Source organism: Primorskyibacter flagellatus, assembly GCF_048268605.1.
GTDB classification, from domain to species: domain Bacteria; phylum Pseudomonadota; class Alphaproteobacteria; order Rhodobacterales; family Rhodobacteraceae; genus Primorskyibacter; species Primorskyibacter flagellatus.
Map to the genome: position 1 here is coordinate 168,329 of NZ_JBLWVF010000006.1, position 19,112 is coordinate 187,440.

17 protein-coding genes are annotated in these 19,112 nt (G+C 59.7%); 11 read left to right on the forward strand and 6 right to left on the reverse strand.

All coding sequences use genetic code 11. From position 1 onward, the window contains the following. Nucleotides 1-12: 12 nt before the first annotated feature. The 4 genes from ACN0WV_RS09500 to ACN0WV_RS09515 all read right to left on the reverse strand — a co-directional run bounded on the left by ACN0WV_RS09500 (nucleotide 13) and on the right by ACN0WV_RS09515 (nucleotide 3,784). Entirely contained in the window at nucleotides 13-324 is a 312-nt protein-coding gene (locus ACN0WV_RS09500; RefSeq protein ID WP_417605312.1) for a hypothetical protein, read from the reverse strand. Between the two features lie 171 nt (nucleotides 325-495). Next, nucleotides 496-1,446, reverse strand: a complete 951-nt coding sequence (locus ACN0WV_RS09505; RefSeq protein ID WP_417605314.1) for an ABC transporter ATP-binding protein — start codon at nucleotides 1,444-1,446, stop codon at nucleotides 496-498. A gap of 117 nt (nucleotides 1,447-1,563) precedes the next feature. Beyond that, nucleotides 1,564-2,607 carry a LysR family transcriptional regulator gene (locus ACN0WV_RS09510; RefSeq protein WP_417605316.1) on the reverse strand — a complete coding sequence of 348 codons (1,044 nt, stop codon included), beginning with the start codon at nucleotides 2,605-2,607 and terminating at the stop codon, nucleotides 1,564-1,566. Nucleotides 2,608-3,130: 523 nt separating this feature from the next. Next, complete coding sequence (locus ACN0WV_RS09515) at nucleotides 3,131-3,784, reverse strand: TetR/AcrR family transcriptional regulator (RefSeq protein WP_417605317.1); 654 nt, start codon at nucleotides 3,782-3,784, stop codon at nucleotides 3,131-3,133. A 152-nt stretch (nucleotides 3,785-3,936) separates the two neighbouring features. Here ACN0WV_RS09515 and ACN0WV_RS09520 point away from each other — a divergent pair, with 152 nt between their 5' ends. The 11 genes from ACN0WV_RS09520 to ACN0WV_RS09570 all read left to right on the forward strand — a co-directional run bounded on the left by ACN0WV_RS09520 (nucleotide 3,937) and on the right by ACN0WV_RS09570 (nucleotide 16,248). Next, nucleotides 3,937-4,797: an FAD binding domain-containing protein gene (locus ACN0WV_RS09520; RefSeq protein ID WP_417605319.1), complete on the forward strand. Its 861-nt coding sequence runs from the start codon at nucleotides 3,937-3,939 to the stop codon at nucleotides 4,795-4,797. Further along, nucleotides 4,794-5,312 carry a (2Fe-2S)-binding protein gene (locus ACN0WV_RS09525; RefSeq protein WP_084352768.1) on the forward strand — a complete coding sequence of 173 codons (519 nt, stop codon included), beginning with the start codon at nucleotides 4,794-4,796 and terminating at the stop codon, nucleotides 5,310-5,312. Before ACN0WV_RS09520 ends, ACN0WV_RS09525 begins: the two co-directional genes overlap by 4 nt. Next, complete coding sequence (locus ACN0WV_RS09530) at nucleotides 5,309-7,675, forward strand: xanthine dehydrogenase family protein molybdopterin-binding subunit (RefSeq protein WP_417605321.1); 2,367 nt, start codon at nucleotides 5,309-5,311, stop codon at nucleotides 7,673-7,675. The genes ACN0WV_RS09525 and ACN0WV_RS09530 overlap by 4 nt, the downstream gene beginning before the upstream one ends. After that, complete coding sequence (locus ACN0WV_RS09535; RefSeq protein WP_417605323.1) at nucleotides 7,672-8,133, forward strand: CoxG family protein; 462 nt, start codon at nucleotides 7,672-7,674, stop codon at nucleotides 8,131-8,133. Before ACN0WV_RS09530 ends, ACN0WV_RS09535 begins: the two co-directional genes overlap by 4 nt. Nucleotides 8,134-8,212: 79 nt before the next feature. Beyond that, nucleotides 8,213-9,286, forward strand: coding sequence for a C4-dicarboxylate TRAP transporter substrate-binding protein (locus ACN0WV_RS09540; RefSeq protein WP_417605325.1), 1,074 nt, complete (start codon nucleotides 8,213-8,215; stop codon nucleotides 9,284-9,286). A 41-nt stretch (nucleotides 9,287-9,327) separates the two neighbouring features. Continuing rightward, nucleotides 9,328-9,879: a TRAP transporter small permease gene (locus ACN0WV_RS09545; protein WP_417605327.1), complete on the forward strand. Its 552-nt coding sequence runs from the start codon at nucleotides 9,328-9,330 to the stop codon at nucleotides 9,877-9,879. Continuing rightward, nucleotides 9,876-11,195 carry a TRAP transporter large permease gene (locus ACN0WV_RS09550; RefSeq protein ID WP_084352763.1) on the forward strand — a complete coding sequence of 440 codons (1,320 nt, stop codon included), beginning with the start codon at nucleotides 9,876-9,878 and terminating at the stop codon, nucleotides 11,193-11,195. The genes ACN0WV_RS09545 and ACN0WV_RS09550 overlap by 4 nt, the downstream gene beginning before the upstream one ends. Nucleotides 11,196-12,002: 807 nt before the next feature. Then, complete coding sequence (locus ACN0WV_RS09555; protein ID WP_417605329.1) at nucleotides 12,003-12,974, forward strand: ABC transporter substrate-binding protein; 972 nt, start codon at nucleotides 12,003-12,005, stop codon at nucleotides 12,972-12,974. 71 nt (nucleotides 12,975-13,045) lie between these two features. After that, nucleotides 13,046-14,014 (forward strand): glycine betaine ABC transporter substrate-binding protein, encoded by a 969-nt coding sequence (locus tag ACN0WV_RS09560; RefSeq protein WP_084352761.1) that lies wholly within the window; start codon nucleotides 13,046-13,048, stop codon nucleotides 14,012-14,014. Nucleotides 14,015-14,126: 112 nt separating this feature from the next. Further along, entirely contained in the window at nucleotides 14,127-15,173 is a 1,047-nt protein-coding gene (locus ACN0WV_RS09565; protein ID WP_417605374.1) for an ABC transporter permease, read from the forward strand. Nucleotides 15,174-15,183: 10 nt separating this feature from the next. After that, nucleotides 15,184-16,248 carry a quaternary amine ABC transporter ATP-binding protein gene (locus ACN0WV_RS09570; RefSeq protein WP_417605331.1) on the forward strand — a complete coding sequence of 355 codons (1,065 nt, stop codon included), beginning with the start codon at nucleotides 15,184-15,186 and terminating at the stop codon, nucleotides 16,246-16,248. Between the two features lie 188 nt (nucleotides 16,249-16,436). On the opposite strand, the gene ACN0WV_RS09575 is transcribed toward ACN0WV_RS09570, so the two are convergent. Then, nucleotides 16,437-16,661 carry a hypothetical protein gene (locus tag ACN0WV_RS09575; protein ID WP_417605376.1) on the reverse strand — a complete coding sequence of 75 codons (225 nt, stop codon included), beginning with the start codon at nucleotides 16,659-16,661 and terminating at the stop codon, nucleotides 16,437-16,439. Nucleotides 16,662-16,676: 15 nt separating this feature from the next. Next, nucleotides 16,677-19,094: a DNA topoisomerase (ATP-hydrolyzing) subunit B gene (gyrB, locus tag ACN0WV_RS09580; RefSeq protein ID WP_417605333.1), complete on the reverse strand. Its 2,418-nt coding sequence runs from the start codon at nucleotides 19,092-19,094 to the stop codon at nucleotides 16,677-16,679. Between the last annotated feature and the right edge of the window lie 18 nt (nucleotides 19,095-19,112).

The window sequence follows — 19,112 nt, forward strand, 5'->3', positions numbered from 1 at the left end:
CGCGTAGCCAAATCAATGTTGTAACACCCCATTCTCACTGCGTCCGAAGAAGTCGGAACTGGAATCGTTCAGAACAATCTCACGCAGCTGGCCGCATATTTGATTGCGCAATGTGTGAAATTCTGAGTGCGCCTGAAGCTGTGTGATGGATTGATCAGCCGCAAAAGGCAACAAAGCATCTTCGTAAAACCGACCGTGGCGCGGTGACATCAGAACCAAACGATCCCCAAGGATCAGCCCCTCATCAACACTGTGTTTGCCACACAGGACAGTTGGGCAGAGCGCTGTGGTGAGCGTGTTATTTCTTCCTGCATCAATTCGCACGATTGTACATCCAGGCTAATGAGAGGCTCATCCCTCAGGGCGATCGGCACCTCGACAGTCAAGGCCAACCGCTGCTTCATACCACCTGACAATTTACCGGGATACATGGCTTCAACCGTAGACAGCCCGACCAAGCCCGACTAGCGGCGCGCTCGATTTGAAGCAAGGCAGTCACGAGGCGCGCCCTTTCTCGTTTGCCCGCTCAACACGATCCCGCAGCTCGCGACCCGTCAAAGACAAGAAAACACTGGCCAATGTTGCACTTTCGACTTCCAAGCTGCTGACATCGCGGCCAAAGGCTGCCAGAAACTGATCAATTTCGCTGTTCTTTGAAATGGGAATAGACAGGGTGTTATCGGCGGTTTGTGCCTTTGGCCAGACGCCCGTGATCCTGCCCATTGCTTCTTTGTTGCGCGGTTTCACCAAAAGACGGGTGGTGCCGTGCTTTGCCTTGAGATCAAAAGGGGCACCGTTCGCGATGATTTGACCGTGATCGATGATGGACACCTGATCGAAATGTTCGACCTCTTCGGTGTAATGGGTCGTGACCAGTACCGTAAGGCCTGTGTCGCGGCTTAGTCGATCCAAATAAAGCCAAATCCGATCCCGTGTTTGAGTGTCCAGCCCGGTGGTCGGTTCATCCAAGAAAAGGATGCGCGGCCTATGCAGTAGGGCGCGGGCAATCTCAAGTCGCCGCTTCATTCCGCCTGACAAACTGCGCACGACCGTGTTGCGCCAATCTGACAGCTCGACAAGGTTAAGCATCACTTCGATCTGCGCCCTGCGCGCCTTGCGCGACATACCATAGACAAGCCCATGAAATTCCAGATTTTCTGCCACACTCAGCCGAGTATCCAGACTGCTATCCTGAAAAACTACGCCGATTTGCGCGCGAGCCACCATAGTCTGGCGCACAACATCATGCCCCGCCACAGTGGCTTTGCCGGAAGCGGGCGATGTCAGCCCGCACAAGATATTGACAAGAGTAGTCTTGCCGGCGCCGTTCGGCCCCAGCAGTGCGGCGCGCTGCCCCTGCCCAATGGTAAGGTTGATCCCTTTGAGAACATTTCGGGAGCCAAGTTGTTTCGTGAGGTTCTCAACCGAAATCGCCGCTATCGGCATAGTATCGCCACGATATTCCCTCCACTGAGAAAATCTCTCACAATCAACAATCACATCTCAGAGACCTTCGAAACCTAAACTTACATAAGAAAACACAATAGCAGGAATTGCATCTGCTTACTCAGCAGCGGGCACGATGGCTGGCCCAACAGCCGCTGCACAAGGACCAGTCATCGATACACGCTTAAGGTCGGCCAGCTGCCTTTCGCCTTCAAACTCGCTTCTTACGTCTTCGCACAGCCGTTTTTGAAACGCGACAAATGCCGGGATGGATTGATAATGTTTGGGGGCAACAAAGCTAACGTTGAACCGGGCACCGTCAATTTCATACATGCGAACACGGCTGCGCAACTCTTGGGGAAGACGTATAGTCAACGACAAAGGCACATGGGCCGTGGCCAAACCCTCCGCAACAAGCCGCGCGGCACCCACATTTTCGGGGCAACGAAAAAACGGCATCGCAAGCGGCAGATGGCTGCGAAACCAACCCTGAGTGTGATCTCTCCACGGTGCCAATGTGCCCAAGTCCACGTAACGTTTCAAGGCGACATAGTTCGGCTCTTCCGGGGCTTTACAGGTACTCATAACGGATTGAATCACCTCGTGCGGGATTGCCTCGGGCACCAACCAGACGGTGCGATCGCTGAAAACCCTCGTGACGTGAAGATTGGAATTCCTACTTTTCAAGAAGGCGTCGTTCACAATACCGCAGTTGATCTGATGCATGGACAACATGTCCAAGACATCGGAAGAGTTTCGGCTTCCGACAAATTCCAAGCCGCCTATTTTTGGGTCCGAAACCGCCAATTCTGCCACTTTGTTAAAGAACCAAAGACGAAGCGCGTAGGGCGAACTGAAACGCAGTTGAATGCGGTCTTGTTTAAAATGGGTTTCATGAAAAATCTCGGCAGAGGCATGTCGATCGAGAATATCGACAGCAAACTGATACCAGTACTCCCCCGGCGCCGTCAGATGAAACACCGAGCTTCGCCCGCGCACGAACAATTGAGTGTCCAGAGATTTTTCCATCTTGGCAATCTGCTGTGACAGCGTCGGTTGAGAAAGCCCCACCAAGCGTGCAGCCTGGCTGATCGAACCTGTGGTTACGACCGCCTTTAGAATTTCAAGCTGCTTTAATGTTGGAGACATTTTGATCCACATTCTGGAACTAAGATACGGTCTATAAACAGAACTCCATCGTTGCATGGCCTGGACGTGGTTTGATAGTGATGCGGCCCGATCACCGTAAGATGTTGTAAATGCCACACAAGCTCAATGTGAATTGTCATGACATCGTCCCGAAGGAAAATTGGTCTTGATGATGTGACGGCCTCAAGCTGGCAAGGTGGGTCCGCAAGAATGCACAAAGAAGGACGGTCATGCCGGAGAATGTCACCGTTGGGCGCGGTCTGACGAAGAATGTGTTCCATGTGCAAGGGTCCGGCGCCTCAGGTCAGGCAATACTGCGCAAGTAGATGGGACTGGATGAGGCCCTAAGAGGCAAATCGTTAACAAATCCAGGGGCACTTCAGACCTTAAAAAGGGGAAGGTCAGTCGGTCTCAGACTGCGTTGCACGGACACCGCCCTTCTGCGAAATCTTGAAAGATTCCGATTGACGGACCGTTGTGCCCGAAGGGCGTCAGCTGCGCGCGTTTCCACTAATCAGAACGCCTGCATGTTTGCCTAGCGGGTGACGTGAAGCGCGCCTTCGAAGAAATTCGCCACGGTAGCCCGCACGGTCGCCTCCACGTTGATCTCGAGTGGAATGTTGTAGACGTATTTCCGGATGGCGATGTAAAACACCGCCCCGTGCAAGCCCCAGAAGAGCTCGATCTCATCCGCAGGGGGGATATCGGATGGGGGCAAGGCTTCAGGCCCGCCACGAGATTCGCGTAGCTCCAGTGCTGCGGGCTCGATGATCTTTGTCCGGATGATGTCGAGATAGCGTTCGGTTAACCCATAGGATTTCAGTCCCGAAGACACGAATATCCGGACCCAGTCATAATCGAAGACCCGGTCGGCATAGGCGACGTAGAACTGTGTCAACCGCTCCTGCAGCGGACGGTCGCGGTCGAGAATCAGTTGCTCCCATTCCGGATTCCAGCGCTTCAGATAGACGTGATCGTAGACCCGCTCGATCAGCGCATCCTTGCTGTCGAAGTGGCGATAGATCACCGCGTGCGAGATCCCCATCCGCTTGGCAAGCTCGCGCGTCTGGCCCTCGAAGCCCGATTCCGCGAAAAACCGGACAGCCTCCTCAACGATCAGTTTTTCGCGCTCTGCGGCGCGCATGTTTTTGCGGCGCGGACGCCCGGTATTGGTCTTTGAGTCTGACATCTTACGGCCCCCTTTTTGATGGAATGATAGCGGAATTCAAAAAAGTAACCAAGTGGTCATTTTCTCTTGACCTGCGTTCAGCGCGGTGCTTTAGATAAGTGACCAATCGGTCATTTATGTTCAGGGAGCTTTCGACCGGAGAGGGGGGGGAAGTGAAACTACCAGCGTTCGAATACCTGCGTGCGCGCAGCCCGGAAGAGGCTTGGCAACTCCATTCAGAAGTCGAGGGCGATGCGGTCTACCTGTCGGGAGGGCACAGTGTGGTGCCGTCCATGGCGCTGCGCCTTCAGGCACCTTCCCGGCTAATCGACATCTCTGGGATTGCTGATCTTCACGGTGTCGTGGTGCAGGACAACGCGCTGCGCATCGGCGCAATGACCCGCCACGCCGAGGTGATGGACAACCCGCTTGTCGCGCGCCATGCGCCGCTACTCGCGCTGGCCGCGCCGCATGTGGCGCATCCCGCGATCCGCAACCGTGGCACCCTCGGCGGCAATCTGGCGCTGGCCGATCCGGCGTCGGAGTTTCCCGCGGCGGTGCTGGCCCTGCGCGCTGAGATCGAGATCATCGGCCCCGAAGGCAGCAGACATGTCCCGGCCGATGAGTTCTTCCTCGATCTCTACGAGACCGCCCTCGCCCCTGGCGAGATCCTGACCGCGGTACACGTCCCCCTGCCGCCCGCCAGCCGTGTCTTTGCCTTTGACGAGATTGCGCGGCGCCGGGGCGATTACGCCATGGTCGGTGCCGCGGCCCAGGCCGATTTGGAGGAAGGCATGGTTGTCGATGCCTCGATCGCGTTTTTCTCGGTAGGGTTCACCCCGGTGCAAGCCCAGGCAGCGCAGGCGGCGCTGATCGGCGCGCCGCTGTCGCGCGAGAGCGTTGCGCGCGCTCAGGCCAGCCTGGCCGAAGACCTCGATCCGCCGGATGATCCGGGCTTTCCCGCTCACCGTCGCCTGCAACTTGCGCGCGTCCTTCTGGGGCGGGTTCTGAACCAGATGGAGACCCGGCCATGAAGGTCCTCGTGAACACCAAAGTCAACGGCACTCCGGTGCAAGAGGCGGTGACACCGCGCAGCAGCCTTGCGGATTTCCTGCGCGATGATCTGGGCCTCACAGGCACCCATCTGGGCTGCGAGATGGGTGCCTGTGGTGCCTGTCTGGTGCTGCTCGACGGCGCGCCGGTACATGCCTGCCTCGTGCTGGCGGTACAGGCCGAGGGCGGCACGGTCGAGACCGTCGAAGGGCTGACCGAAACCGGGGCGGTCGCCGACCTTCAGGAGAATTTCCACGACCGCAACGCGCTGCAATGCGGCTATTGCACCAGCGGCATGCTGATGAGCGCGCAGGCGCTGCTGGCGCGCAATGCGGCACCCTCGCGCGACGAGATCCGCGACGCGCTCTCGGGCAATTACTGCCGCTGCACCGGCTACGAGGCGATTGTCGATGCCATCGCCGCCACCGGCAGAGCGCGGGCCGCGGCGACAGAGTCGGCACAGGCCGCGTCGGCAAATACGGAGGCGGCGGAATGACCCTGCATATCGGCCAGCCCCAGCGCCGCGAAAACGCCCGCCGCCATCTTGCCGGGCGCGGGCGCTTTGTCAGTGATCTTGCGCTGCCGCGGATGCTGCACGCGGTCTTCGTGCGCAGCCCCATGGCCAAGGGCCGGATCCTCGATATCGACACCGAGGCGGCGTCGCTTTGCCCCGGCGTCCTGCGCATCTTTACCGCTGCGGATCTGAACCCCCGCTGCCAGCCTTGGGTCGGCACATTGGATCACTTCGCGGGAATGCAGAGCCCGCCGATGAACATTCTCGCCGAGGACGAGGTGCTCTGGGCCGGCCATCCGGTCGCGATGATCCTGGCGCACAGCCGAGCCGAGGCCGAGGATGCCGCCGATCAGGTTCTGGTGGATATCGAGGACGCGGAGCCGGTGACCGGCGGCGCCCCGGTGCTGCTGCCCGGTGCCCCGCGGGCCAATGAGGCCGCCGACAGCAACCTGTGCTACGAGACGCTGCTCGAAACGCCGGATGTGGACCGGGCCTTTGCAGAGGCGGCGCATGTGGTCGAGGCCGCGTTCACCTTCGGGCGACATACCGCGGTGACCCTCGAGCCGCGCGCGGTGGTGGCGGATTACGATCCCGCCAGCGGGGCGCTGACGGTGCATCACGGCACCCAGACCCCCTATCAGTTTCAGGATGTCTACGCCCGGCATTTCGGGCTGCCAGAAGGCAAGGTCCGGGTCATCGCGCCGGATGTGGGCGGCTCCTTCGGGATGAAGCTGCATGTCTACAACGAAGAGATGGGCGCCGTCGCCGCCAGCCTGATCCTCGGGCGGCCGGTGCGCTATGTGGCGGACCGGCTGGAAAGCTTTGTCTCCGACATCCACGCGCGCGACCATGACGTGCACGGCCGGATGGCGGTGGCGGCGGATGGCACAATCCTTGCGATGGAGGTCGACGACCTGACCCGGATCGGCGCGGTCTCGGCCTATCCACGCACCAGTGCCGCCGAGGGCAATCAGGTGATCCGTCTGATGGGCGCGCCCTACCGGATGCCCGACTATCGCGGGAAGCTCTCGGTCGCCTTTCAGAACAAGGTGCAGACCAGCCAGTACCGCGCGGTGGGCCATCCGATCGCCTGTGCCGTCACCGAGGCGCTGGTCGAGCGCGCGGCAGAGGCCACTGGCTGCGACCCGTTCGAGATCCGCGCCCGCAACCTCATCGCCGACGACGCTTATCCGCATGTCTCGGCAACCGGCTACCAGTTCGAGAAGCTGTCGCATCAGGCTTGTCTTGCCCGCCTACGCGAGATGATGGACCCCGACGCACTGCGCGTCGAACAGGCTGCCCTGCGCACCCGCGGCATCTATCGCGGCTTCGGCATCGCTTCTTTCGTCGAGATCACCAACCCCGGCGCGACCTTCTACGGCATCGGCGGGGCGCGGATCTCGGCGCAAGACGGGGCGGTGGTGCGGATGCTGCCCTCGGGTGACATCCATTGCGCGATCTCCGTGACCGAACAGGGGCAGGGCACTGAAACGATCATCGCGCAGGTCGTGGCCGACCAGCTTGGTGTTGCCCCCGAGCGGGTGAGTGTCACCACCGGCGATACCGCGACCACGCCAAGCGGCGGCGCCAACTGGGCCTGCCGCGGTGCCGGCATCGGCGGCGAGACCGCGCTGCGTGCCGGACGGCAGCTGCGTGACCGCATCCTGATGCTGGCCGGTGCCTTGGTGCAGGCCGACCCGGCGACCCTGCGTTTGGCCGGGGGTGCCGTGGTCGATGCCGCCAGCGGCGCACCGCGCATCGCGCTGGAGGAAATCGGCCGGATCGCCACCTACCGTCCCGACACGCTGCCCCACGGGGTCGACCATTCCCTGACCGTGGCGCACCACTTCGCGCCCGTGGGGTATCCGTTCGATTTCACCAACGGCATTCAGGGAAGCCTCGTCGAGGTGGATACGGAAACCGGGCTCGTGAAGCTGTTGAAGCACTGGGTGGTCGAGGACTGCGGTCGCATCATCAACCCGCTGCTGGTCGACGAACAGATCCGCGGTGGCGTGGTGCAGGGGCTCGGCCCTGCCTTCTTCGAGGAATGCCAGTATGACGTGGACGGGCAGCTGACCAATGGCTCGCTGGCCGATTACCTCGTCCCGATGGCGGTGGAGATGCCGGATATCGAGATCGCTCACATAGAGACGCCGACGCAGGACACCATCCTGGGTGCCAAGGGCGTCGGAGAAGCCGGCACTGCCGCCGCCGGGGCCGCCGCGATGAACGCGGTGAACGACGCCCTGCGCCCCTTCGGTGCTTGCCTCACCCAGACCCCGATGACCCCGCTGCGCATACTTGATGCGCTCGATGCAGCTCTACAGGAAAGGACCGCCCCATGAAGCTCGAAGGAGAGCAGTTTCTCAACGCTGACCCGATGACCGTCTGGGCCGCGCTCTTCGACCGGGAGGTGCTGGCCGCGGCCATTCCGGGCTGTGAAAGCCTCGATCAGACCAGTGATACCGAATTCGCCGCTGTGGTGAAGCTGAAGGTCGGCCCCGTCTCGGCCCAATTCAAGGGCGACGTGGTGCTCAGCGACATCGTGCCGGGGCACTCCTGTACGCTGTCCGGCAAGGGCTCGGGCGGGATTGCCGGATTTGCCAAGGGGGCGGCACAGGTCACGCTGACACCCGAAGGCGCGGGCGTGCGCCTGCGTTATGATGCGGATGTCGCGGTGGGCGGCAAGCTGGCCGCGCTCGGCAGTCGGCTTATCAAATCCACGGCGCAGAAGCTGACCGACGCCTTTTTCACCAACCTGTCCGAGATTCTGGCGGTACCGGAAACCGCCGGACCGGTATGAACCGCGCGCGCAGGGCGGTAGCAGCATGCGCTGCGGGACACTGCGCAGAACAAGACACATCCTTGGGAGGAGGACACCAATGACCACAACACGCAGAGCCTTTCTGGCCACCACATCGGCGGCACTTGCCATGCCGTTCCTGAACACGCGCAGCATCGCGGCTGAAAACATCTCGATCCAGATCGGATCGAGCCACCCGACCAACAATATCTGGGTCTACGCCATGCAGAACGCCCTGCAACCGGCGCTGGACAAGCTGCTGGCGGATGCCGGTGGCGACTATACTGTGAGCTGGAACGAGAATTACGGCGGCACGCTCTACAAGTTCAAGGACACGCGCGCGGCGGTGCGTGACGGCATTGTCGATGTCGGCATGGTGGGCACGGTCTGGGAAGGCTCGGCCATGCCGCTGCAGAACGTGACCTATTTTACCCCCTTCGCCAATGCCGACCACAATGTCACCATCGACATTTTCGACAAGCTGACCGAAGAGCTGCCCGAGCTGCGCGCCGGCTGGACCGATCAGAACATGGTGCACCTGTCCTCGCTGGTGACCGACAGCTACGATGTTTATGCAACCTTCCCGATCACCTCGGTTGATGACATCGCCAACCGCCGCCTGAATGCGCCGGGCACCTCGGCCAACTGGCTGGCGGGCACCGGCTGTTCGCCGGTCGATGGCGCGCTGACCACCTATTACACCGATATTCAGACCGGTGTGTCCGAGGGAACGCTGTCGTTTGCCACCGGCATCCAGCCAACCCGGGTCTACGAGGTGGCACCACATCTGTCGCGGGTGGGCTTCGGGTCGATGTATTTCGGCGGCATCGCCGTGAACAAACGCTTTTTCGACCGTGCGCCCGCGCCTGTACAGGCGGCGCTGAAAGAGGCCGGGCGGATCACCTCGCGCGCCCATGGGGAGTATATCACCAAGCGGGCGACCGAAGCGATGACCGAGATGAAAGCCGCCGGACTACAGGTGACCGAGATGGCCAGCGCCGAGCGCGCACGCTGGGCAGCCGCGCTGCCGAATGTCACCAAACCTTGGCTGGATGCCAATGGCGCTCCGGCGGCCACGGTGCTCGAGGCCTATTTTGCCGAACTCGAGACCCGCGGCATCACCCCGGCGCGGGATTGGTCCGCCGCGCTCTGAGCCCGCTGCCACAACTGAACGAGCGTCACGAGGGAGACCGCATGCAACGCGCCACATCATCCGTTCCCGGCCTGCCTGCGCTGCGGCGCGGGCTGGCCTTGACCCTGAACGCCATGGCGGCGGTCGGCACCCTGTGGATCTTCGGGATCATGATGCTGATCGTCGCCGACGTGATCAGCCGCAACCTTCTGGCCGCGCCGATCATCGGCGTGGCCGAAATTTCGGCCCGCTCGGTCGGAGCCATTGTCTTTCTGCTGCTGCCCCCAGCGGCGCTGAACGGCACGCTGATCCGGTCGGATTTCCTATTGCGCGGGATCGAGCGGCTGTCGCCGCGCGCCCTGCATCTGCTGGACACCCTGTTCGCGCTGGCCGGGGCGGGGATTTTCGCGCTGGTGGCAATCGCCGCCTTGCCCGACACCCATGACGCCTGGGTCAGTTCGGACTTCTTCGGAGTGCGCGGGGTCTGGACGCTGCCGACCGTGCCCTTTCACCTGCTGGTGGTGATCGGCGGGGCCGCCACGAGCCTTGCCTTCATCGTCGTTGCCGCGGACAGCGCCGCGAAATTCCGTATGCCCCGGAGGCCGCTGCCATGAGCAATATCACTATCGGATTGATCCTCATAGGCGTGCTCTTTGCCTTGGTCCTGCTCGGGATGAGGATCGCCATCGCGCTGATGGTCGTGGCCTTCGCCGGCGTCTGGATCATGCGCGACAACTTCGACCTGTCGATGCGGCTGATGTCGATCGCCACCTATAATGGCGTGGCCAGCTATCTCTTTGCCACCATTCCCCTGTTCGTGCTGATGGGCCATCTGGTCAGCATCTCGAATGTCGGCAAGGACACCTTCGATGTGGCCGAAGCCGGGCTGCGGCGTCTGCTGGGCGGGCTGGGCATCGCCACGGTGGCGGCAAATACCGTCTTTGCCGCCGTCACCGGTGTATCGATCGCCTCGGCAGCGGTGTTTACCAAGGTCGCGGTGCCGGAGATGACCCGCCACGGCTATGCCCCATCCTTTTCCGCCGGGACGGTTGCCGGCAGTTCGGTGCTGGGCATGTTGATCCCGCCGAGCCTGCTGCTGATCATCTATGGCGTGCTGGCCGAGCAATCCATCGGGCGGATGTTCATCGCCGGCCTCGTGCCGGGCGCACTGCTGGCTGGCGGCTTCGTCCTGTGGATCCTGTTCGCGGCGAAATTCACGCCGGGGCTGGTCTTTGCCAAGCAGGACGCCCCGGGCCGGCAGGACCGAGAGAGCTATCCGCAGATGACGCTGCCTGAGATCCTGCGCAAGATCACCCCCATCATCGTGCTGGTCACCTTCGTGCTGGGCGGGCTCTACAGCGGCTTTTTCACCCCCACCGAGGCCGGCGGCGTCGGCGCCTTTGCCGCACTTGTGATTGCGGTGTTGCGCCGCAGCCTCGACCTGCGGCGCTGCTGGGCCGTTTTGAGCGAGACCGGCACGATCTCAGTAGGCATCCTGGCGCTGCTGGTTGCTGCGGGCTTCTACAGCCAGATGCTGGCCGTAGCTGGAATTCCGTCGGCCATCGGAACCTTTGTCACCGACAGCGGCTTTGGCCCGGTGGGTTTCCTCGTAGTCTATGTAGTGTTGGTGCTGCTCTTGGGCATGATCCTCGACAGCAGCTCGATCCTGTTGATCGTGGTGCCCATCGCGGCCCCAATTGCGCAGAGCCTCGGCTACGATCTGATCCAGTTCGGCATCATCACTGTTATCGCCGTCGAGGTCGGTCTTCTTACGCCGCCATTCGGGATATCGATCTTTACAGTGCATTCAACACTCGGTGACAGCAACGTGCGCCTTGAGTCGATTTTCGCAGGTGCCCTGCCCTATGTCGCGGTGATGTTGACAGTGCTGGTCCTGATCGCCGCCTTTCCGCAACTCATCATCGGCTGAGAACGCCGTGCGTGCTGACCCTTCTGTATCTCGGCTTTGCAAGTCTGCGCCCGCAGCAACCTCGGCCAAGATCGCTGACAGGGCGATGTATGGCGGCTGTGGCCCGTGCTTGAAGGCGCAGGTGTCGCGCCATGCGGACCTGACACCAACGCGATCCGGCCCGCATGGCGCGCTGCGACACATCTTTCCGGCGAAACGGGATGGAACGCTGTAGCGATTGCTGGCGTAGCGTCGAACTCCGGTTCCGGCCTGGCTTTCAGGCCATCATCAAACACCCCGCGCGCGCTCAAGAAACTGGTCGCTTCACCGTTTGATCTGGTTCGGGTGGACTTCAAAACCCCGTGCCAGCCCGATCAGGGTCTTCTCCTCGCTCGCAGCATCATGCCACTGTTGTGCGGAAAATCCACTTATCCTGGCTGTTCAGATTTCCGGAACCACCTCTTTCCTTGGCGTTGATGGGAATACATGCACGGCTCATAACTGCAAATTATAGCGACGCCTTGGATGAAGCCATTGGTGAATCTGGTGTTCAATCCGCTTCATGGACGGGCATGTGATCTAGCATCGGATGGCATCCCGACTGGCGCGGATTGGCAGTCGGGTTGCAAATTTACGCTGCTGTAGTAGGTTCTGGTAGAAGCAAAAAGCGTTGGACCAGACCATCTTCTTATCAGGCAAACAACAAGAGTTGGGGCCCCTGCGTCATGCAGAGGGAGACCTGATGATGGCACCCATAACGATGCTTTGCTGGCAAACTGCGACGTCCTTGCGGTTGCCAAACTGAATAAACAAACAGGAGTACCCAATATGAAACGCTATATTCTTAGCGCTGCCCTTGCAGCTGTCACTGCCCCCGGAGTGGCCATGGCACAAGAGGATTGCGGTGAAATCACCATCGCCGAGATGAACTGGGCCTCGGCCGGTGTCGTGGTTGCGGTGTCCAATTTCCTGCTCGAGCAAGGCTATGGCTGCGATGTCACCGTCGTACCGTCCGACACCACGCCTGCCGTCACGTCGCTGTCGGAAAACAACGAACCCGATATCGTGCCGGAACTTTGGCCGAACTCGGCCGGTGACGCCTATAAGAAGATCAAGGCCGACGGCAAGATCGTCGAATTGACGTCTGTTCTTGAGCCCGGCGGTGTCGAAGGCTGGTGGATTCCGACATATCTGGCCGAGGCGCACCCCGAACTGAAAACCATCGAAGGTGTCATGGCGAACCCAGATTTGGTCGGCGGCATGTTCAACAACTGTCCTGATGGCTGGGGCTGCCGGATCGTCAACGACAACCTGATCCGCGCGATGGATCTGGAAGGTTCGGGCATCGAGGTGTTCAACCACGGATCGGGCGAAACGCTGGCCACGTCGATGGCAGCGGCAGTTCAAAGCGAAAAGCCGTGGTTCGGTTACTACTGGGGCCCAACCACGCCGCTGGGCAAGTTCGACATGACCAAGGTCAGCTTGGGTGAAGAGAACGAGGCAGCGCAGAAAGCCAATGCGAACGCGGATTCCCCGGATGCTGCCGTGACCGAATTTGCGACCGCTCCGATCCTGACCGTTGTGACCAAGGACTTTCAGGCCTCTCACCCCGAGATTTCCGAGATGATGTCCAACGTCCAGTTCAAGACCGACCAGATGAGCGGCCTTCTGGCATGGATGGACGAGAACAACGCCAGCAGTGAAGAGGCGGCCGTCTACTTCCTGAGCAATAACGCCGACATCTGGAAAGAGTGGATCAATGACGACGCGCGTGAGAAGCTTTCGGCACTGTTGAAGTGATCCGAAATCGGGCGGGACCATTGTGGTCCCGCCCAATTCTTATGACAAAAAGCAAGAAAAAGAGACCTAACATGAAAAAGACTGTTATTGCGTCCCTTATCAGCGCCGCCTTTCCCGCCGCCGCGCTTGCCGATTGCGGCGAGGTTTCGATCACCGAGATGACATTCGCCTCGGCGATCATCACCACCGAAATTTCGACCTTTCTGATGGAGCAGGGCTACGGCTGTACCGTGACCCGTGTGCCCTCGGATACCATCCCGGCGCTGACCTCGCTGGCGGAAAACGAAGAACCCGACATCGTCACCGAACTTTGGGTAAACTCGGCTGGAGAGGCTTATGATAAGCTGAAGGCCGAAGGCGTGATCGAAGACATGGCACAGGTTCTGGACCCCGGCGGCATCGAGGCATGGTGGATTCCGACATATCTGGCCGACGAACATCCCGAGTTGAAAACGATTCAAGGGATCTTGGATAACCCCGAACTGGTCGGCAACCGTTTCAACAACTGCCCCGATGGCGGCTGGGTGTGCAATATCATCAACCACAACATCGCGCGGGCCTATGGCGTCGAGGACGCGGGGATCGAGATTTTCGACCACGGTTCCGGCCAGACTCTCGCTGCATCGCTCGCCGCCGCCTATGAGGCCAAAGAGCCGTGGTTCGGTTACTACTGGGAGCCAACGGCAATCATGGGCCGTTTCGACATGACGATGGTCGATATCGGTGAGGCCAACGCCGAGCTTCACGAAAGCAATCTTGACCCGGATTTCGGCAATCCTCAGAAAACAGCCTATCCGCCCAGCCTTGTCTATACGGTCGCCACGACCAGCTTTACCGAACGTGAACCCGAAGTGGCCAAACTGATCTCCAACATCAGCTTTTCGACCGATGAGATGAGCGCGCTTCTGGCTTGGCAGGGCGAAAACAACGCGTCGACCGAAGAGGCGGCCGTGTATTTCCTACAGAACAACAAGGACGAGTGGGCTGACTGGCTGAACGATGATGCCCGTCAGCGCCTGTCCAAGCTTCTGGCCGAGTAGGGCACGATCACAAATTACGACGATCCGGTACATAACGCGCCGGCTCGTTGCATTCCAAATGCTGGATAACAGAACCATGAGGGGCCGCGAAATGCCCCCGGACGAGGGACGGATGGCAACTTACGATTTCATATTCGACAAGCTGGGCCTGCGGGACTGGTGCGATGGCAGTGACGGTGGCGAGAATGGCAGCAGCGGCCCGATGTCGATGGCTGACTTACTCGGCAAAACCACTGGCGACGCGGTCGAGGTTTCGGCATGGGACACGCCATTCCCGTCGCTCGACAATCTGCATGACGCCTGCGACGCGATTCCGCAATCGCGCGACCTGACCACAGGTCTGGAAAGCGGGTTCCTGAACATCAAGGACAGTCTAAAGGTGGTTGTCGATCCATTGACCCAACCGCTTAGCTGGGCGCTGAACGAAATGCTGTGGGTGATGCAGGCTGTGCCGTGGTGGATCATGATCCCGCTGCTGATGCTGATCACCTATGCGGTTGGCCGGTCGCGGAAACTGGTCGGGCTTGTCGCGCTGTGTTTTGGATTTCTCGCATTCGTCGACTACTATGACTACACCATGCAGACGCTGGCGATCATTTTCGTCTGTGCCTTCATTTGCGTGCTGTTGGGGGTGCCGATAGGCATTGCAATGTCGCGAAGTGACCGCACGCAACGGATCATGATCCCGATCCTCGACATGCTGCAAACCCTACCACCCTTTGTCTATTTGATCCCGCTGATTTTCCTGTTTTCGGTGACGGAACCAAAGCTATACGGCATCGCGATCATTCTTTACGCCATCGTGCCCGTGGTGCGCCTGACCGACCTTGGTATTCGCCTTGTTGACCAGGACGTAATCGAGGCCGCGGACGCCTTTGGGATGACCAGCCGTCAAAAACTGTTCGGGGTCCAAATTCCGCTGGCCTTGCCCAATATCATGGCCGGGGTCAACCAGACCATCATGATGAGCCTTGCGATGGTTGTCATCGCATCGCTGGTATCCGCACCGGGCCTTGGCGTGCTTGTCCTGCGCGGTATCCGCAGTCTGGAACTGGGCGTCGGCCTGCTTTCGGGTCTGGGAATTGTTCTGCTTGCAATCATCCTTGACCGGGTGACCAAAGCAGCACTTGCCCGCATCAATTCCAGCCAGCCGAAATAAGGGAACGGACATGTCAGACGATATCAAAATCAAAATCCGGAACCTTTACAAAATCTTCGGAAATGACCCGGAGATGGCGCTTGAGCATGTGAAGAGCGGGATGGGCAAGACCGACTTGCTGTCGGAACATAACCACGTTCTGGGACTGAACGACATCAATGTCGATATGCCTGCGGGCAAGACAACAGTCATCATGGGGTTGTCGGGGTCGGGGAAATCGACCCTGATCCGGCACCTGAATCGTCTGATCGACCCGACCGCCGGCGAAGTGCTGGTGGACGGCGACGACATTCTTTCCTACAGCGACAAGCAGTTGCGCGACCTGCGGCAACACCGGATGTCGATGGTGTTCCAGAAATTCGCACTGTTTCCGCATCGCACAGTTCTGGAAAACACGGGCCTTGCCCCTTCAATCGAAGGCAAAAGCAAGAAGAAATACGAAGACGAAGCGCGCAAATGGCTGGCCCGTGTCGGGCTTGAGGGACAAGGCGAACAGTATCCCCATCAGCTTTCGGGCGGGATGCAACAGCGTGTGGGCATCGCCCGCGCATTGACCAGTAATTCCGACATCATGCTGATGGACGAGGCGTTCTCGGCACTTGACCCGCTGATCCGCACCGACATGCAAAACCTGCTGATCGAATTGCAGGCCGAGTTGCAAAAAACCGTGGTGTTCATCACCCACGATCTGGATGAATCCCTAAAGCTGGCCGACCATCTGGTGATCCTCAAAGACGGGTTCATCGTCCAGCAGGGGGAACCGCAACATATCCTTTTGAACCCGTGCGACCCCTACATCGAAGACTTTGTCAGCGACATCAACCGCGCCCGCGTTTTGCGTGTGCGTTCGGTCATGCGCAAAACGACCGAAGAGATGGGCGGAATCAGCGGCGAAGTCGATCACGATGATAACCTGGAATCGTTAATCGAAAGGTCGGGCGGCGATACGACCAACCGTTACCGTGTGACGAAGGACGGCAAACAGGTTGGCATACTGGAGATGACCGATCTGGTGCGCTCGCTGGTTCCCCAGGGCGGCTCATCCGATCCCGAAGCCGCACGACGGGCCGGTTGATCCCTCAATCGTTGCGTACCCGGCAGCGTCGAGAAACGCCGTTCGTTGAACGGTTCGCCGAACCGGATATTGGCGCAGTTGCAGCGAAGGCCTGTCAAGTCCGCGATCTGTAAATTCAAAAGCTGATCCTTGCTGCGGCCAGCATGACTGGTCGTTCCTTCCGCTGCACATCGGCACCAAACTCTCACTCACGCGGCATTTCTGACGCTGCGAATACGCACAAGGAACAGATTCCATTGAAAAACACCGTGTTGCGAGCGCAAGAAGTCAGCCCGAAAATGCGGCACAAGCGCCTTTTTTGTCAGGCCTTTCGCGCTTGCTGCAGTGCAGGAAAAAATCTTGGCCAGATCAGCTCGGCTTTGATGGTTTTGAAGAACGTTTCGACCATTGCCCGGCAGGCGCATGCAAAGCATGCTGCCGAAACTGACTCAGAAATCGAGGTTTTCAACGCTCAGTGCATTCTGCTGGATAAACTCGCGGCGGGGTTCGACGACGTCGCCCATCAGTTTTGTAAACAGGTCGTCGGCTTCGGCCATGTCATCGACCTTGACCTGAAGCAGGGTCCGCGCATCGGGATCAAGCGTGGTTTCCCAAAGTTGGCTTGGGTTCATTTCGCCAAGCCCCTTGTAGCGTTGCAGGGAAAGTCCCTTCTCGCCTTCGTCCAGAACCGCTTTCAACAGGTCCAGCGGCCCATGGATCAACTGTCGCCGATCCTTGCGTTCCAATGTGGCGGGAAGGTCATAGACGGCTTGCAGGCTTTGCGTGAAACTGCCCGTCTTGCGGGCTTCTCCCGATCGCAGCATCGGCCCGTCGAGGGTGCGCACTTCTTCAACGCCACGCAAAATGCGCGCCAGACGTATGCCCCGATCTTGCGTAATGCGCCCTTGCCAGCCTTGTTCGTATTCCACAGCGATCAGATCCAGCCGCTTTGCAACCGTATCCGCAACGCCTTGAAGGTCAGATTCGACCGCACCGGGAACGAAAGCGCCCGCGATGGCCGCTTGTTCAAGGATGTGACGCGGGTAATGCGTCGGGAAAGCATCAAGCACGCGCTTCAATTGGCGTGCCTCTTCGATCACGCGAATAAGATCCTGACCGGCGATTTCCTCGCCATTGCCTTGCCGCAGCAGCGCGCCCTCGACGCCTTGCTGGATCAGGTATTCCTCCATCGCGGCCTGGTCCTTAATGTAGACCTCGGATTTGCCACGCGCCACTTTGTATAGCGGCGGCTGGGCGATATAGAGGTAACCCCCCTCGATCAATTCCGGCATCTGCCGATAGAAGAACGTCAACAGAAGCGTCCGGATATGCGCCCCGTCAACGTCAGCGTCGGTCATAATGACAATCTTGTGGTAACGCAGCTTCGAGATGTCGAATTCATCCCGCCCGATCCCAGTGCCAAGCGCCATGACGAGGTTGCCGATTTCCTGACTGCCCAGCATCCGGTCAAAACGCGCGCGCTCGACGTTCAGGATCTTGCCTTTCAGTGGCAGGATCGCCTGTGTGCGCCGGTCACGCCCCGTCTGGGCGGACCCGCCAGCCGAGTCACCCTCGACCAGGAAGACTTCGGTCTTGGAAGGGTCTTTTTCGGAACAATCCTTGAGCTTGCCGGCGAGGAAATTCACATCCATCGCCGTCTTGCGCCGGGTCAGTTCCCGCGCCTTTCGGGCGGCTTCGCGCGCCATTGCGGCCTCGACGATCTTGCCAACGATCTGCTTGGCCTGGTTCGGGTTTTCCTCGAACCACTCGGCAAGCTTTTCGTTGACCAGACCCTCGACAGCCGGGCGTACCTCGGACGATACAAGCTTGTCTTTGGTCTGGCTGGAGAATTTCGGATCCGGCACCTTGACGGACAGCACGCAGGTCAGCCCCTCGCGGGCATCGTCGCCGGTAAAGCTGATCTTCTCGCGCTTGGCGATGCCAGAGGATTGCGCGTAGTTGTTGATTGTCCGCGTCAGCGCCCCACGAAAGCCCGCCATATGGGTGCCGCCGTCGCGCTGTGGAATGTTGTTGGTAAAGGGCAGAACGGTTTCGTGGTAGCTGTCATTCCACCACATCGCCACCTCAACGCCGATGCCATCCCGCTCTCCGGTCATGTAGATCGGATCCGGCATGACGGGCGATTTGGATCGGTCGATATATTTGACGAACTCGCGCACGCCGCCTTCGAAAAAAAGCTCGCTGCGTAGGGGCTCGGCGGGACGTTCATCCTCCAACACGATCCGCACACCAGAGTTCAGAAAGGCCAACTCGCGCAGGCGTTTTTCCAACGTGTCGAACTGGAAATCGTGGTTCGAAAATGTGGTGAGCGACGCGAAAAAGCGGACCTCGGTCCCCTTTTCGCCATTCGCATCCCCGACAACGCGCAGATGTTCGACCGTATCGCCACGCTCGAACCTTGCGTAATGTTCTTTGCCGTTGCGCCAGATGCGCAGTTCCAGCCAATCGCTGAGAGCGTTCACGACCGAGACGCCAACCCCGTGCAGGCCGCCTGACACTTTGTACGAGTTCTGGTCGAATTTTCCGCCCGCATGAAGCTGGGTCATAATGACCTCTGCCGCAGACACGCCTTCTTCGTCGTGAATATCAACCGGGATGCCGCGGCCGTTGTCGCGGACCGAAACCGAACTGTCGGCATGTATTTTTACCGAAACCTTGGTCGCATGACCGGCGAGCGCCTCGTCAATCCCGTTGTCCACGACTTCGTATACCATATGATGCAGACCAGAGCCGTCATCGGTGTCACCGATATACATGCCGGGCCGTTTGCGCACAGCCTCCAAGCCCCTGAGAACTTTGATGGAATCTGCGCCATAGGCTGTTTGTTCTTGCTCGGTATCGGACATGCCGGCCTTCCTTGGTAT